General features: G+C 63.4%; 18 protein-coding genes. 6 read left to right on the top strand and 12 right to left on the bottom strand.

What is annotated here, in order from left to right; all coding sequences use genetic code 11:
- From RI518_RS02770 to RI518_RS02740, 7 genes are all read right to left on the bottom strand, one after another.
- Positions 1–1,374, bottom strand: a complete 1,374-nt coding sequence (locus RI518_RS02770) for an NAD(P)(+) transhydrogenase (Re/Si-specific) subunit beta (RefSeq protein ID WP_310689286.1) — start codon at positions 1,372–1,374, stop codon at positions 1–3.
- On the bottom strand, positions 1,371–1,682 hold the full coding sequence (locus RI518_RS02765; protein ID WP_310671969.1) for an NAD(P) transhydrogenase subunit alpha: 312 nt from the start codon (positions 1,680–1,682) through the stop codon (positions 1,371–1,373). The genes RI518_RS02770 and RI518_RS02765 overlap by 4 nt, the downstream gene beginning before the upstream one ends.
- A 3-nt stretch (positions 1,683–1,685) precedes the next feature.
- Complete coding sequence (locus tag RI518_RS02760; protein WP_310671970.1) at positions 1,686–2,843, bottom strand: Re/Si-specific NAD(P)(+) transhydrogenase subunit alpha; 1,158 nt, start codon at positions 2,841–2,843, stop codon at positions 1,686–1,688.
- A 79-nt stretch (positions 2,844–2,922) separates the two neighbouring features.
- On the bottom strand, positions 2,923–3,105 hold the full coding sequence (locus RI518_RS02755; protein ID WP_310671971.1) for a hypothetical protein: 183 nt from the start codon (positions 3,103–3,105) through the stop codon (positions 2,923–2,925).
- A 24-nt stretch (positions 3,106–3,129) separates the two neighbouring features.
- On the bottom strand, positions 3,130–3,873 hold the full coding sequence (locus RI518_RS02750; RefSeq protein ID WP_310689285.1) for a TetR/AcrR family transcriptional regulator: 744 nt from the start codon (positions 3,871–3,873) through the stop codon (positions 3,130–3,132).
- A gap of 97 nt (positions 3,874–3,970) precedes the next feature.
- The gene (locus tag RI518_RS02745; RefSeq protein WP_310689284.1) at positions 3,971–4,435 is read right to left on the bottom strand and encodes an isoprenylcysteine carboxylmethyltransferase family protein; all 465 of its coding nucleotides are present in this window, start codon (positions 4,433–4,435) and stop codon (positions 3,971–3,973) included.
- Between the two features lie 123 nt (positions 4,436–4,558).
- Positions 4,559–6,193 carry an amidohydrolase gene (locus RI518_RS02740; RefSeq protein WP_310689283.1) on the bottom strand — a complete coding sequence of 545 codons (1,635 nt, stop codon included), beginning with the start codon at positions 6,191–6,193 and terminating at the stop codon, positions 4,559–4,561.
- A gap of 123 nt (positions 6,194–6,316) precedes the next feature.
- Here RI518_RS02740 and trxA point away from each other — a divergent pair, with 123 nt between their 5' ends.
- Positions 6,317–6,703: a thioredoxin gene (gene trxA, locus RI518_RS02735; RefSeq protein ID WP_310671976.1), complete on the top strand. Its 387-nt coding sequence runs from the start codon at positions 6,317–6,319 to the stop codon at positions 6,701–6,703.
- Between the two features lie 24 nt (positions 6,704–6,727).
- Here trxA and RI518_RS02730 read toward each other — a convergent pair whose 3' ends face one another.
- The 3 genes from RI518_RS02730 to cysK are packed head-to-tail and all read right to left on the bottom strand — an operon-like array spanning position 6,728 to position 8,920.
- Positions 6,728–7,438 carry a lysophospholipid acyltransferase family protein gene (locus RI518_RS02730; RefSeq protein ID WP_310671978.1) on the bottom strand — a complete coding sequence of 237 codons (711 nt, stop codon included), beginning with the start codon at positions 7,436–7,438 and terminating at the stop codon, positions 6,728–6,730.
- A 3-nt stretch (positions 7,439–7,441) separates the two neighbouring features.
- Positions 7,442–7,981 (bottom strand): serine O-acetyltransferase, encoded by a 540-nt coding sequence (cysE, locus tag RI518_RS02725; RefSeq protein WP_310671980.1) that lies wholly within the window; start codon positions 7,979–7,981, stop codon positions 7,442–7,444.
- 3 nt (positions 7,982–7,984) lie between these two features.
- Positions 7,985–8,920: a cysteine synthase A gene (gene cysK / locus RI518_RS02720; protein ID WP_310671981.1), complete on the bottom strand. Its 936-nt coding sequence runs from the start codon at positions 8,918–8,920 to the stop codon at positions 7,985–7,987.
- 98 nt (positions 8,921–9,018) lie between these two features.
- Here cysK and RI518_RS02715 point away from each other — a divergent pair, with 98 nt between their 5' ends.
- On the top strand, positions 9,019–9,891 hold the full coding sequence (locus RI518_RS02715; RefSeq protein WP_310689282.1) for a DMT family transporter: 873 nt from the start codon (positions 9,019–9,021) through the stop codon (positions 9,889–9,891).
- On the top strand, positions 9,881–10,522 hold the full coding sequence (locus RI518_RS02710) for a hypothetical protein (protein ID WP_310671984.1): 642 nt from the start codon (positions 9,881–9,883) through the stop codon (positions 10,520–10,522). Before RI518_RS02715 ends, RI518_RS02710 begins: the two co-directional genes overlap by 11 nt.
- Here RI518_RS02710 and RI518_RS02705 read toward each other — a convergent pair.
- A complete protein-coding gene (locus RI518_RS02705; RefSeq protein ID WP_310689281.1) occupies positions 10,495–11,202 on the bottom strand; it encodes a hypothetical protein in 708 nt (235 codons plus the stop codon). The genes RI518_RS02710 and RI518_RS02705 overlap by 28 nt on opposite strands.
- Positions 11,203–11,310: 108 nt before the next feature.
- Between RI518_RS02705 and RI518_RS02700 the strand changes: the two genes are divergently transcribed.
- The 3 genes from RI518_RS02700 to RI518_RS02690 all read left to right on the top strand — a co-directional run bounded on the left by RI518_RS02700 (position 11,311) and on the right by RI518_RS02690 (position 12,618).
- A complete protein-coding gene (locus tag RI518_RS02700; RefSeq protein ID WP_310689280.1) occupies positions 11,311–11,847 on the top strand; it encodes a CrcB family protein in 537 nt (178 codons plus the stop codon).
- Positions 11,844–12,257 carry a CrcB family protein gene (locus RI518_RS02695; protein WP_310689279.1) on the top strand — a complete coding sequence of 138 codons (414 nt, stop codon included), beginning with the start codon at positions 11,844–11,846 and terminating at the stop codon, positions 12,255–12,257. Before RI518_RS02700 ends, RI518_RS02695 begins: the two co-directional genes overlap by 4 nt.
- A gap of 190 nt (positions 12,258–12,447) precedes the next feature.
- Positions 12,448–12,618 carry a DUF3073 domain-containing protein gene (locus RI518_RS02690; RefSeq protein WP_310671988.1) on the top strand — a complete coding sequence of 57 codons (171 nt, stop codon included), beginning with the start codon at positions 12,448–12,450 and terminating at the stop codon, positions 12,616–12,618.
- Here the strand turns inward: RI518_RS02690 and purM are convergent.
- A complete protein-coding gene (gene purM / locus RI518_RS02685) occupies positions 12,615–13,712 on the bottom strand; it encodes a phosphoribosylformylglycinamidine cyclo-ligase (protein WP_310671990.1) in 1,098 nt (365 codons plus the stop codon). The genes RI518_RS02690 and purM overlap by 4 nt on opposite strands.
- Between the last annotated feature and the right edge of the window lie 186 nt (positions 13,713–13,898).

The raw sequence follows: 13,898 nt of genomic DNA, 5'->3' as shown, positions 1-13,898 counted from the left end.
CTAGAGCGACTTCACCGAACCCAACACCTTGGTGAGCGAATCTTTCGCGTCACCAAAGAGCAGGGTGGTGTTTTGCTCGAAGAGCAACTCGTTTTCGATTCCCGCAAACCCTGGACGCATGGAGCGCTTCAGGAACACCACCTGCTGCGCCTCGGCCACGTCCAGAATCGGCATGCCGTAGATGGGAGAACCGGGGGTGGTCTTCGCGGCCGGGTTCACCACGTCGTTTGCCCCCACAACCAACGCGACATCGGCGTTTTTAAACTGCGGGTTGACCTGGTCCATTTCCACGAGCAGCTCGTAGGGCACGCTCGCTTCGGCCAACAACACGTTCATGTGACCGGGCATACGTCCGGCCACCGGGTGCATGGCATAGACGACCTCGATGCCCTTGGCTTCGAGGGCTTGCTGCAGCTCCGAAATGGTGTGCTGTGCTTGGGCGACGGCGAGGCCGTAACCGGGGACGATGATGACCCGGTTGGCGTAGCCCAGCAAAATCGCAATGTCTTCTGCCGAGCTGGAGCGCACCGGACGATCCGACGCTTCGGTCGAACCCGCCGTGGAGCCTCCCTTGAAGGCGCCGAAGATGGTGTTGGTCACACTGCGACCCATCGCTTGGGCCATCTCGCGGGTGAGGATCGTTCCACTGGCACCCACCAGGGTTCCACCCACCAGCAACAGGGTGTTTCCGAGGACGAGACCGGACGCGGCCACTGCCAGGCCGGTGAGGGCGTTCAGCAGCGAAATGACGATGGGAACGTCGGCACCACCCACGGGCAGCACTACGAGGACACCGCCCAGGAGGCCAAGCGCCATCAGCGCGATCGCCCAGGTATAGCTGGCATCGGCTATGACGAAGTAGGACCCGAGGCCCACAACGAGCACCAGGGCAATCATGACGAACTGTTGGCCGGGGAAGGTCACGGGCCGGGTCGTCATCAATTCTTGGAGTTTCATAAAGGTGATGATCGAACCCGAGAAGGACACACTTCCCACAAACACCGTGAAGGCCACGGCGACCAGGAAGCCCAACGTGTCGGCGTGCTGGAGCTCCAAGAGCGCGACAACGGCGGCTGCGCCACCGCCGACACCGTTAAAGAGCGCCACCAACTGCGGCATCTGAGTCATTTGCACCATGCGGGAGGCGGGAACGGAGAGCACCGCACCCACCGCGATCACCCCGAGGATCCAGCCGATGTTGTCCAATTCATGAGACAGGAACACGGTGGTGACACCGATGAGTGCACCGAGGGCACCGAGCAGGTTGCCTCGCCTGGCTGACTTCGGTGAGCTCAGACCCTTCAGGGCGAGGATGAAGAGGACCGCGGCGACAAGGTAGGCGAGCGCGGTGACGGTGGGGCTGAGGAGATTCACTTGGCGGCCCCTTCAGTCGTGGGGGTGGGTTTTTTCTTACCCGAGAACATTTCCAACATCCGGTCGGTCACGACGAAGCCTCCCACGAGGTTCACCGTGGCCATCAGAACCGCCAGGAGCGCCACGATGAGAATGAAGACACTCTCTGCCTGGCCGGCGACCAGGATGGCCCCCACCAGGATGATTCCGTGGATGGCGTTTGCCCCCGACATCAGTGGGGTGTGCAGGGTGCTGGAGACTTTCGAGATGACCTCGAAGCCGACAAACACCGAGAGCACGAAAAAGGTCAGTAGCGTAATGCCGTCCATGGTCTAAGCCCCCTTCTTCGGTGAGGCCAGGGCCTCGCGGGTGGGTTCGTGTCGAATATCGCCGTCGTGGGTGAGGCAGGCGCCGGCGACGACTTCGTCGTCGAAGTCGGGCGCAATGGCGCCGTCCACGTTCATCAGGGCCAGCAGGTTGGCGATGTTTTTCGCGTACAACCGGGAGGCGTCGTAGGCCATCGTGGAGGGCACATCTTTCATACCGACCAGGGTGGCGTGTCCTTTACCGCCTTGGACTTTCACCGGAGTGTCCGCACCGGCGACGGCCCCTTCGACGTTTCCGCCGGTTTCTGCTGCCAGGTCGATAATGACCGAGCCCGGTTTCATGTCCGCCATCATCTTTTTGGTAATCAACCGCGGAGCCGGTCGACCGGGAATCGCGGCGGTCGTGATGATGACGTCTGCCTGGGTGACGTAGGGGGTGAGCAGTTCTTGCTGTCGCTCCTGGCGGTCACTGGAGAGTTCTTTGGCGTAACCGCCTTGGCCGTCGGCCTGGGCATCGAGATCGAGTTCGATGAACTGTCCACCCATCGAGCGCACTTCGTCGGCGCTGGCGGCCCGCACGTCATACGCCTGGACTTTGGCGCCCAGTCGCTTCGCCGTCGCGATGGCTTGTAGACCCGCAACGCCCGCTCCCAACACCAACACGTTGGCGGGTGGCACGGTACCGGCAGCGGTCATGTAGAGGGGGAAAAAGCGAGGAAAGCGCATGGCCGCTTCGAGCACGCAGCGATAGCCGGCGACGAGGGCCTGTGAGGTCAGCGCGTCCATCGACTGGGCCCGGGAAATGCGCGGCACCAGTTCGAGGGCGAAAGACGTGACCTTCTTTTTGGCGAGCGCTTTCACGACGGGACCCTCGGAGGCGGGCGAGCCGAGCCCGACCGTAATCGTCCCCGCCGGCAACTTATTCACCACCGCGGTCGTTAAGGGTCGCACGTGGGTGAGCACGTCGACTTTTTCGAGGTTCAGCGTGGCCACAAGGCTCGCCCCTGCCTCTTGGTAGTCCTTGTCGGGGTACCCGGCAGCGACTCCTGCGCCCTTGTGGACTTGGACTTTGAGCCCCATCTCGACGAGTTGTTTCACCGTCTCGGGGGTTTGTGCCACGCGGTTTTCACCGCTAATGGATTCGGTGGGAACACCGACAATCATCTTGTTCTCCCAGCGTTCGCTGGCACCGCATCAGCGCGGTAAGCCATGGACAGCGACGACGTAACGCTAGCAGATTGCGTTAACGAACTTCGGAGCCATCCTCCAGGTCTGCGGTGCGCACCCCGCGTCGACGGATCGCCTCCGGGGGTGGGTTGTGTCGGCGGTGGATAGCCACCGCGATGACGGCCAGCACTCCCGCAACGATCAGTAGCCCGCCGGCGATCGGCAGGGCGAGGGATAAGTCGACAATGGCGGGGACCACAGCCCCAGAATACCATTAACTAAATCAAATTAAGATAGTGGCGATCATTCGGTCGATATGCGCCTCAATGAGCGCCTCTTTATTGGCCTGGAGCTCCTCGATCTTGGACGAGGCTAAGTGTTGGCCCGCGTTCCACACCGCCACCCCGAGAGTCGACCACGCCACCGTGGCCGCCCGGGCCATGATCTGCGGGTCTGCCAGGAACTGGGCCCGAAGGGCGGCGACGTCGATCTGATCGAGCGACGTCGTCAGCTCACGGCGCACATCTTCCACCAGCACACCCAATCGAATGATGTTGGTTTCAAAAAGGCCCCGGATGTCCTCGCCGTAGCGCTCTTCGAGCAAACCACTGATGTGGACGGAGCTCGCCGGGTAATTCAAAATCCCACCCCAGCCACCGAGTTCGTCTGTGCCCGTAATCTGCTGGGACATCCAGGCGCGAAGCCTCGCGCGTGGCTCCGGCGGTGCCTGGCGCACCGCCTTCCACAGGCTGTCGATGTAGCGCTGATAGACCACGTAGGCCGTCTCTGCCAGCAAGTTATCGCGACCGCGGAAATAGTGATTGACCATCGGGTGGGTAACACCCAGTCGATCGCAGACGCTGGCGACGTTGAACTCGGCCGGGCCGACCGTGGCGACCTCTTCGGCGGTGAGGAAAATGATTTTGTCCCGCATGGGCGGCTGCGGCAGGTCACCAAAGCGCAACCAGTACTGATCATCCAGTTTCGTATCAGGGTGCGACGTGTCGCTCAGTCGTCTCCTCGCCATCACCTCACCCTTACCGTCGCGTCATTACTGCCGCACGTCTCCCACAACACCCGTCTCCCACAACACCGTAGCGACGTGGCAGTGCGCACTCAGGACATTACTTCCTCACCAGGCCAAAACCAGGGAAGAAACGTCCCACCCGAGCCGCGTATTCAGCATAAGCCTCGTATTTCTTGAAAAGCATATTTTCTTCAGCTTGCGCCTTAAACTTTATGAGCACAACGAGAAAAAAGAAAACTGCCAGGTGGGCGATTGACGCGCCCCACAGCACTAAGCCCAAAGACAGCGTCAACAGGGCGGTGTAAATGGGGTGTCTGGCCCAGGCATACACCCCGGAGGTTTCCAGGTGACCCTCTTCTCGAGGAATGGGGCTCGGGGTGAGGGTTTTTCCTAAACGCCGCCCCGCCAGTGCGCCAAACGCCACACCCGCACTCACCAGCACCCCACCAATGATGGTGATCAGTATCCCCGTGGGCCACAGCCCACCGGGAGGAAGCGCCACCAGCGCCCCAATAAAGACAAATTGCAGGACAACGAGGCTCCAGGCGGTAGCGGGTTTCACAATCCCTCACGCTACGCCGAAAACCCTTAGGCAGAAAACCCCCGCGCAGAAACCACCACCGCGTGTTCACCCCTGGATGCCAGCCGTGTCACCGTCGTTTCGGGCCTCATCCGGCTCTGTCTCTTAGCCGTGCTCGCCAAACACTCGGGTGCCGCCGACCACGGTTCCAGTAATTCCAATCGTGGATAACTCTTCGACCGGTGTCGCCACCGGGTCGGCGGCCAACACCACGTAGTCGGCCAACATCCCTGCAGCGAGCATGCCCCGGGAGCCCGCCGAACCGGTGGCTTGGGCAGAGCCCACCGTGTAGCTCCAGAGCGCCTGTTCGATACTGACTCGCTCATCGGGGCCCACCACGACACCCTCGGAGTCCAGTCGCTCCACCATCGATTGAATAATCTGTAGCGGCACACCCGTCGCCACCGGACGATCCGAACTGCCCGTGGCCATCGCACCGGCATCCAGCAGCGAGCGGTGGCGGTGGATAAGCCCCTCCCTGGCGGGGCCCATCGCCGCGCGCATTTGCACACCAAGCTCCGGCATGAACCCCGGTTGGGTGACAATCGCCACCCCCAGTCGGGCGGCGTGGGCCACCTGTTCGTCGGTGACCACCCCTCCGTGTTCAATCCGGTGGGGCACCACGGGCGCGCCAAAACGCGAGAGCGCCTCCTCAAAAGTGTCCAACGCGAGCGCCACCGCGCGATCGCCGATCGCGTGGGCGCCCACCGCCCAGCCGGCGGCTGACGCACGCAGCATGGTGTCTCGAAGGGCCTGCTCTTCTGCTTGGAAGTACCCGTAGTTATCCGGCGGTCCGGCAGAAAAAGGCTCCGAGACGGCACCCGTCCAAGCCAACATCGAACCGTCTAAGAAAATCTTCATCGGGCCCACCGAAAGCGAATCGTCGCCAAACCCGGTGCGAATTCCGGCGTCAAGACCCAAGACCCGGGGGTCGTCGGCGTGGCCGTCGAGGTCGTGCAGGACGTCGGAGACCACCATGAGTTGTGCCCGCTGGGCCAACACGCCCTGTTCTTTGGCGCTCTGGTAGGCGGCCAACTCTCGTGGGCTGTGGCCGATCCACCCACCGGCGATCCCCGTTTCGGTGAAACTGGTGAGCCCTTCACGGCCGTAGCGCTCGCTTGCACGACCCAGGGCCTGAGCCATATCGGCGTTGGAGAGCGGCAAGAGGTGCTGCTGCACGATGGCTTGGGCGCGCTCTTCCAATACGCCAGTGGCCCGACCGTGTTCGTCGCGCACGACGGCCCCGCCGTCGATTTCCCCCGCGGATTCGAGCCCCACCACGTCCATCGCCACACTGTTGACGATGCAGGCGTGGCCGGAAGTGTGGCGCATAAACAGGGGGTGGTGGGGAAGGACGCGGTCGAGCCGGTCGATATCGGGATACTCGCCGCCAAAGAGTGCTTGGTTGTAGCCGGTCGCGCGCACCCACTGACCCGGTGGAGTCGTGCTCGCGCGCTCGGCGAGCGCCGCGTAGAGCTCATCAAAGCTGTTACAGGCGGCCGCGTCGACATCACCCAGGGACAGGCCAAACCACATGGTGTGACAGTGCGCGTCGTGAAAACCCGGCACGACCGTCTGGCCCGAGACGTCTTCGACCTGCCGTGCCTCGGGTGGCTGTTCATCGATAGACCCGACGGCCACGACCCGGCCTCGCTCGATCGCCATCCAGTGGGCTTCGGGGTTTTTCTCGTCCATGGTGCGAATGAGACCACCGGTCACCACTTTGTCAACGGGTCGCACGAGACACCTGCTTTCTTGCCTGATCTCCCATGCTACGCATACCCGCTGTTCGCTACGAGCGAGGCAGAGGCCATTGACGCCTATACCCCAAGGGGTATAGTTGGGGGCGACGAAAGGACAGTAATGCCAACGATTGAACTGACCGCCGCAGACTTTGAAGACACCGTCACCAAAGACGGGATCACCCTCGTGGACTTTTGGGCCGAATGGTGTGGCCCCTGCAAGGCCTTCGCTCCGGTATACGAAGAGGCCAGCAACCAGCACACCGACGTCCGCTTTGGAAAGGTCGACACCGAAGCCGAACAGCAACTGGCCGGGGCCGCGAACATTCGCTCCATTCCGACCCTGATGGCGTTTCGCGACGGAATCCTCGTCTTTAGCCAACCAGGCGCCCTGCCCGGACCCGCCCTCGAAGAGGTCATCACCGCGGTGAAAGACCTCGACATGGACGACGTGCGCAAGCAGTTGGCAGAAGCCGAGGCGAAAGAAGACTCCACCAGCGAGGCCTAACAGCTCGGCTGCTGCCCTCTTGCGCTACAGCTTGAAGCGCTCGAAGAACCGCCGGCGAACCGTCTCCACAAGTCCCTTGGGAGGCGGTTCGTTGTAGTGGGGGGCCACTTCTTGACCGGTGAGCTGGGCGATCGCCGCCATCACCGCATCGGTGCCGTGGCGACGAGCCTTCCCCGAATCGGCTTTGCCGTACACCGACAGGTCGAGTGGTTCGCCAAAGCGAATGCGGATCCGGGCAAACGAGATCCCCTTCGAGCCCGGGGGCTGGACTTTATCGGTCCCCTCAATGCCCACCGGCACGACCGGTGCGCCGGATTTCAGCGCCAACCACGCCACGCCCGTTCGACCCCGATACAACCGGCCATCCAACGACCGGGTGCCCTCCGGGTAGATCGCAAAGGCGCTCTGTTCTTCCAGTAATTCCAAACCGGCATCCAGCGCGTCCTGGGCCGCCTGACCCACCCCCCTGGTGACCGGGATGGCGCCGATCGAGCGAAAAAATGCCCGAGAGGCGAACCCCTTCAGCCCGGTGCCGTTGAAGTAGGAATCCTTTGCCAGAAACGACACCGTCCTCGGCGCCAAGAGTGTAATCACCACGCTGTCAATGAAGGACAGGTGATTACTGGCCAAAATGACCGGACCGTGCAGGGGAACATTCTTTTTTCCCACCACCTTGGCGCGAAACAGTACCCGCACCAGGGGGGAGAGGACCGCTCGAGACGCAAATTTCAACATGCGCTACGCCCGCCCTTCTCGAATTGTCGCCGGCACCCCCATCGCCAACGCACCAGGGGGAACATCACTCGTCACGACAGATTGTGCACCAATCCGTGCTTTGTCCCCCACGACAATATCGCCCAATAGCAGTGCCCCGGCACCAATCGTCACCTGTGAGCCCACTTTGGGGTGTCGGCGACCGGGCGCCTGATCGCGCTCCCCCGGTTTTTTACCCCCCAGGGTGACCCCGTGGTAGATCACGCAGTCGTCGCCGATTTCGGCGGTCTCACCGATCACCACACCCATCCCGTGGTCGATGACCAGGCGACGGCCAATCGTCGCGCAGGGGTGGATTTCGATCCCCGTGCGACGCCTCACCCCGGCAGCAATCATTCGCGCCAGGAGCATCCAGCCGGCGTGCCACAGCCGATGGGACACCCGGTGCCAAAACAGTGCGCGAATACCCGGTGAGGTGAGCAACACCTCCAGGCCATTTCTCGCCGCGGGGTCGCGCACGAGGGTGGCCTGGATGTCTTCGCCGAGGCGAGTGCGAGCGGGCATTAACTAGTCGCCGAGTCCTTCAAATAACGCTGTCGAGAGGTAACGCTCGCCGTAGCTGGCCAAAATCACCACGATGGTGGCGCCCTGAAACTCGGGCCGATTAGCCAGTTCGATCGCCGCATGCGCGGTCGCCCCGGAAGAAATACCGCCCAAGATTCCCTCCTCGGAGGCTAACCGGCGACCCATCACCATGGCGTCTTCGCTGGCGACGTCGATCACTTCGTCGACCACGTCGCGGTCCAAAATCTCCGGAATAAAGTTCGCGCCAATTCCTTGGATTTTGTGCGGCGCCGCCTCACCACCGTGGAGCAGGGGAGATTCGGCGGGCTCGACGCCCACCACCCGCACCAGCGGTTTCTTCGCTTTTAACCCGTGACCGGTGCCGGTCAGCGTCCCACCCGTACCCACACCGGCGACACACACGTCGACACTGCCGTCCGTGTCTCGCCAAATTTCTTCGGCGGTGGTTTTGCGATGAATTTCTGGGTTCGCCGGGTTCTCAAACTGTTTGGCCAAGACCGCACCGGGAGTGTCGGCGACAATTTTTTCGGCCACCTCGAGTGCACCGGTCATCCCCTCTGGCCCCGGAGTGAGGACCAGCTCTGCGCCGTACGCGCGAAGGAGCATCCGCCGCTCGGTACTCATCGTCTCGGGCATCGCGAGGATGGCCTTGTAACCCCTGGCGGCGGCCACCATGGCGAGCGCGATTCCGGTGTTACCGCTGGTCGCTTCCACGATGGTTCCCCCCGGGCGAAGCTCACCGGAGGCTTCTGCCGCGTTGACCACCGAAATCGCCAGCCGATCTTTCACGCTGGCCGACGGGTTATAAAACTCGAGTTTCGCGAGCACGGTCGCCTGTGTGTCACCGACCACGCGGTTTAGTCGAACCAGTGGAGTCTGACCAAATGCTTCGGTGATGTCACCGTATACGGCAGCCAATTCGCCTCCTTGGGGTGTTGGGGTCCCGACAAGAGCCCCTCCAGCGTAGGCCTAATGGGCTGAACACGACGTAGTGTTACGTGCATGCTGGATACACGATGCTGACCGTTCTCATCGGTCTCATCGCTGCGCTCGCTTTTGGCGCTGCTGACTTCGCGGGCGGCATGGGGGCCAAACGACTCCACGCCGTCGCCGTCACCGGTGTCGTCGCCCTCGTGGGACTGATCGTCCTGGCGAGCGTCTCGCTGCTCGCCGGAGACACCTGGAGCGTGCAATCGGCCCTCTGGGGTGGCCTCTCCGGATTAGCGGGCCTGGGGGCAATCGGTTTGCTCTACGCCTGTTTGGCCCGCGGTCCCATGAGTGTGCTCTCGCCCACAACGGCGGTTCTCTCCGCACTGGTGCCGATGACCTGGGGGGCATTGACCGGCGACGCACTCTCCGCGTATGTCTACCCCGCACTGGCGCTCGCCTTGGTCGCTGCCGTACTGGTCGGGTTTATTCCCGACCAGCGGGCCATTCGACCCACCGCCACGGCGCTCATGATGGCGGTGGGCTCCGGACTGCTGATCGGCTTGTTTTATATCTTCATCGACATCGCCCCCGCCGAGTCGGGAATTACCCCGCTGGTGGCAAACCGTGCCATTCAAAGCGCACTGGTCGTCGTGGTGATTCTGGCGTTGGTGCGTCGCAAAGGTTTTCGAAGCCTGATCAAACCCGACACCCAGTGGGTGATGTCGTGGAGGAGGCTCTGGAGCCTCGTCATCCTCGGCGGGGTCTTGGACGTCACCGCGAACATCCTGATCCTCACCGGTTTCAGGCTCGGCGACATGACCATTGTCGCCGTCCTCACCGCCCTCTACCCGGCGGGCACCATACTGCTGGCGGCCCTCGTGTTGCGCGAGCGCATCCAACCCATCCAATGGGTGGGCTTAGCCCTCGCCCTGATTGCGAGCATGCTCCTTGCCCAATAGCGCAGGCCGCAGTGCGCCCCGAGCCCTTCACCTGACCCACCGGGTCATCAGGCTCCTGATCGGACTGTTCTTTTTCGGTTTCGCCGCCGCCATGATGCTTCGCGCCCAAGTCGGCGTGGACCCGTGGACGGTGTTGGCCGAAGGGTTAATGCTCACCACCGGGGTGGGTATCGGCTGGTGGGTGGTGATCCTCGGACTCGTGGTCTTGCTGCTGTGGATTCCCCTTCGCCAACGCCCGGGCCTTGGCACCGTGTTGAACGCCCTGCTGGTGGGGCCCTTTATGGAAGTGGGCCTGCTCTACATCGACACCCCGGAAACGCTTCTCCAGCGCTGGCTGGTCTTTGCCACCGGGGTGATGATGTTGGCGATCGCGAGTGGCCTCTACATCGGCGCGGGTTTTGGCCCAGGCCCCCGTGACGGGTTGATGACCGGAGCGAATGCGCGCTTCGGGTGGCCCATCTGGGCCGTGCGAAGCAGTATCGAAGTGACCGTGTTACTCATCGGCTGGGCGCTGGGCGGAAACTTCGGGCTCGGCACCATTGTCTTTGCCTTCAGTATTGGACCGCTCGTTCATCGAACGATTCCCGCCCTGCGGGTGCCCGCCTACCGGGGGAAAGACACCGGCAGGTAAAGATCCTGCATGCGGTTATCGATCGCCGTGTGATCGTTTCTGGTGAACAGACCACACTCCTCACGCCTGCAGTCGACGTATTCGTCGGCTGCAGCGGGAACCTCGATGTAGGCGGTGAAGGTCCCCAGTTCCCGATCGTCAAACCCCCTCGCCCCGAAAAGCTTCCACGCCCAGTCGTCGTTAATCCAGTTGGCCGCCGCCCACTGCGGAGCACGCTCACCCTCGGTGACCACTTCCTCACCAACGTCTTCCGCGATCTCACTGTCGGTCACCTCAGCGCCTGGCACCCCACCAAGACACGGCCCCGGACGCATCGTCGGGTCATCGGGAATGGCACACACAGCGACATACACACCCTGGTTCGGGTCAAATCCCGCACCGCTCACCACCACCCGGTCGCCCGGCTGCACCGCGGAAAGGTCGACGTCTGCACCGTCGTACCCGGCGACAGAGAGCGTGCGAGTCCGACCGTCCTCACCGGTCGCTTCCACCGAGTGGGGAAAGCCGCTCACAGGCTGTTGACCGGAGAGGCCACTGGGGCCTGGAAAAAGAATCGGCCAGGCGACATAGGCACCAACTGCCAGTGCGAGTACCAGTAGCCCCGCGATACTCCAGAGCACACCGCGCACCACCCGGTGAGCAAGAAAACGGGAGCGCCCAGCAGGTGTTCGCTCGCTCACACCCGCACCCGCATTCGCGCCCGGCTGACATCCGACCCTGCAGAGTGAGCAGTTGGCGCATTTTCCGACACGCCCTCGAGTCTAAAGCCGAGCCAGTAGCCTTTCACCGTGTCACCGGTCGACCACACACCTGATCACAGCCCCGAGCCTGACGGCGAGACGGGGCCACCCACCAACCAGCGCCCCACCAACCAGCGCCCCACCAACCAGCACCCCGCCACTCAACACCCGACACCCCGGCCGTCTGCTTCTCATCGCCTGCTCGTCGCGGTGTCGATCGGCATCGGGGGCGCCCTTGGCGCACTCGCCCGGGTGGGACTTGGCGAATGGTTGGGGGCGGGAGCGTTTGACACCCGCACGCTGGTCGTGACCCTCGCGATTAACACCCTCGGAGCACTCGCCCTCGGACTCCTGCGTCGACCACACGTCGCCACCCCCGAGGCGGCGTGGTACTCCGGGGTCTCGGTCGGTTTTCTCGGGGCGTTTACCACCTGGTCGGCGGTGATGGTCCAGCTCGCTCTACTCGAGGGGGCCGGCAGCGTGCTGCTCGCCGTGTTCTACCTGGGCGCCACCCTGATCCTGGGTCTCATCGCCGCGTGGTGGGGGCTTCGTTGGGGTGTGGCACGGCAGGGGGCTCACCGATGACCGGCCCGGAGTGGCTCGCTATTGCCGGTTTGGGCGCACTGGGCGCTCTGCTTCGTTTTCTGTTGAGCGCCTGGGTGACCCACTACCGGCGGGCGCTGATGATCGTCGTGGTCAACACCGCGGGGGCCTTTGCGGCGGGCTGGGGCCTCGCCGCTGACTGGGGAATGTGGGGAACACTGCTGGCGGCGGGGCTGTGGGGTTCGCTCACCACTTTTTCCACCCTCGCCGTCGACGTTGTCGAATGGTCCACACCGAGGGGTCATCGACCTGTCTCCTCCCGATCCGGCTCCTTTCGAACCGGCTCCTTTCACAGCGGCCGGCTTCGCACCGGCCTGACTCTGCTGTTACTCCACCTCGTCGGTGGTGTCGCCGGGGTGTGGGCGGGGATGGCCCTGGCCGGCCTGGTCTGAGTCTTACGCGTCGCCGCGGGCGAAAGGGATGTCTGGTAATACTGCGGGGCGATATGCCCTCGTGGTGCGGTGGTCATTACGGTGTTGTCCACGTCTCGCTCAGGGGCGTGCGTGCTACAGTGTCAACGATTTCGCGCCCCCTGAGGCGCGTCCCTTCGCTGGGAAACGGTGGCCTTTTTCGAGGAGTGGCATGGGTCGCGGACGTCAGAAAGCAAAGCACACGAAGGTCGCGCGGGAGCTCAAATACAGCACCCCGGATACCGACCTGACCCAACTAGAGCGCGAACTCGCCGCGCAGTCGGGTGAAGGTGAAGACCAATACGTCGACCGCTGGGCGGACGACACCGAAGACGAGCGCTAACTCGGCCAGGCTCCGACAAGCTCCACGCGCCCACCCTTCACGCCCTTCGCCGCTTCTGCAGGAGAACCGCCAGCCAAATCGTCGTGCACGGTGGCGACCACTGACGCACTGAGACCTGTGCTGGCGAGAGCCTTGACGACGTCGGGGCCGGAGCCCGCGGTCACGATGAGCGCTGCCCCGATGCCCAGATTCCAACTATCTTCGACCTCACCGAGGCCCAGGCCCCCGTGGGCGGTGAGGATCGAACACACGGCGGGCACCCGCCAGCTCCCACGCTCCAGGGTCACTGCCACTCCCGGTGGCAACACGCGCTGAATGTTTTGGGCGATACCGCCCCCGGTGATGTGACTGGCGGAGTGGACCACCCCCGGCAGTGTGGACAGCACGTGCACGATGCCCGGGGTGTAAACCAGGGTGGGCTCCAGCAGCATGTCCCCGAGGCTTTGTTCGTGACCGGGGACCTCCTCGTGAAGTGACAGGTGGGCATCGGCCACAATTTTTCGCGCCAGGGAATACCCGTTGCTGTGGAGGCCACTGGAGGCAATGGCCACCACCTCGTCGCCTGGTTGTACCCGCTCTGGTCCCAGCAGGGCATCTTTTTCCACCACACCGGTGGCTGCGGCGGCGACGTCGTAGTCGCGCTCACCCAACAGTCCCGGGTGCTCCGCGGTTTCGCCGCCGATGAGGGCCACACCGCTGTGTTCACAGGCGCGGGCAATTCCCGACACGATGGCGGCAATCGTGTCGGGGTAGACCTTCCCGCAGGCGATGTAGTCGGTGAGAAACAGCGGAGTCGCCCCGACCACGACAATGTCGTCGATGACCATGGCAACCAGGTCTTGGCCGATCGTGTCGTGTCGCTCGAGCGCCTGGGCAATCGCCACTTTGGTGCCCACCCCGTCTGTGGAGGTCGCCAGCACCGGGTGGTCGTAGTTCTTCAGCGCTGCGGCGTCAAACAGGCCCGCAAACCCGCCCACGCCACCAAGGACCCGGTCGCTGTGGGTCCGCTGCACATCTGCGCGCATCAGCTCGATGGCCAGGTCACCGGCGGCGGTATCCACACCGGAGCGCTGATAGGCGGTGGGCTCACTCACCCCCCAAGCCTAGCCGAGCGGACCCTAGCCCAGCAGAGCCTGGCCCAGCAGAGCCTGGCCGAGAAGAGCCTGGCTACCGGGGTCTGCCGGGGATCGCTGGTGGTGAGTGGGGTCGCTTCGCACCGCGAGCGCCGGTGGGTGTCGTGTGTGGATAACTCCGGCGGCTGGCGCCGGAGCGTTTCTACG

The sequence above is a fragment of the Pontimonas sp. genome, assembly GCF_031581085.1.
GTDB lineage: Bacteria > Actinomycetota > Actinomycetes > Actinomycetales > Microbacteriaceae > Pontimonas.
This window is presented reverse-complemented; position numbering and strand designations above follow the sequence as displayed.

Coding starts and splice junctions, on each gene's coding strand:
- RI518_RS02765 (WP_310671969.1), bottom strand. CDS start 1,682: ATGGACGGCATTACGCTACTGACCTTTTTCGTGCTCTCGGTGTTTGTC.
- RI518_RS02760 (WP_310671970.1), bottom strand. CDS start 2,843: ATGATTGTCGGTGTTCCCACCGAATCCATTAGCGGTGAAAACCGCGTG.
- RI518_RS02750 (WP_310689285.1), bottom strand. CDS start 3,873: ATGGCGAGGAGACGACTGAGCGACACGTCGCACCCTGATACGAAACTG.
- trxA (WP_310671976.1), top strand. CDS start 6,317: ATGCCAACGATTGAACTGACCGCCGCAGACTTTGAAGACACCGTCACC.
- RI518_RS02730 (WP_310671978.1), bottom strand. CDS start 7,438: ATGTTGAAATTTGCGTCTCGAGCGGTCCTCTCCCCCCTGGTGCGGGTA.
- cysE (WP_310671980.1), bottom strand. CDS start 7,981: ATGCCCGCTCGCACTCGCCTCGGCGAAGACATCCAGGCCACCCTCGTG.
- RI518_RS02715 (WP_310689282.1), top strand. CDS start 9,019: ATGCTGACCGTTCTCATCGGTCTCATCGCTGCGCTCGCTTTTGGCGCT.
- RI518_RS02695 (WP_310689279.1), top strand. CDS start 11,844: ATGACCGGCCCGGAGTGGCTCGCTATTGCCGGTTTGGGCGCACTGGGC.
- RI518_RS02690 (WP_310671988.1), top strand. CDS start 12,448: ATGGGTCGCGGACGTCAGAAAGCAAAGCACACGAAGGTCGCGCGGGAG.